The 597-nt window shown below is 61.1% G+C and carries 1 protein-coding gene; it reads left to right on the forward strand.

The window, feature by feature from the left end; all coding sequences use genetic code 11:
• A partial coding sequence (locus tag K3F48_RS23965) for an AMP-binding protein (RefSeq protein WP_222577943.1) occupies positions 1–597 on the forward strand: 597 nt, incomplete at both ends.

Here is a 597-nt window from a genome sequence, read left to right on the forward strand (position 1 = left end):
TCAGCCGCGTCATCTCGCCTATGTCATCTACACATCTGGCTCCACCGGACAGCCAAAAGGCGTCATGGTCGAGCATCATAGCTTGTGCAACCAAATTACGGCGCTGACGCGCCATTACGGCCTCGGCGGCGATGACCGCATATTGCAATTTGCCTCCGTCGCTTTCGACATGTCCGTCGAGGAAATATTCGGAGCCTTGCTCGCTGGCGCAGCTCTTGTGCTTCGCACAGACCGCTGGCTCGCCAGCGCAAGCGAGTTTTGGGCGCACTGCGAGGCGCAGGGCGTCACGGGAGCGGTGCTGTCTCCTGGGCACTGGCGGCTGCTCGTTGAAGGAGACGTCGACATACCCGCAAATATGCGCCGAATTACGCTCGGCGGTGACGCGATCAGCGCTTCGGAGTTGGGCGCCTGGTTCACGCGCAAATCTCATCGACCGAAATTGACCAATGCTTATGGCGTGGCTGAAGGCGCCGTTTGCTCGACCCTGCAGACGTGCGCATCGCCTCAGTCTGGAAGCTCCATCGGCCGCCCGATCTCGAACACGCGGATATATATCTTGGACGGCCACGGGTCTCCGGTTCCGATCGGCGCGCGGGG

The organism is Methylosinus sp. Sm6 (assembly GCF_019802345.1).
Classification (GTDB): Bacteria; Pseudomonadota; Alphaproteobacteria; order Rhizobiales; family Beijerinckiaceae; genus Methylosinus.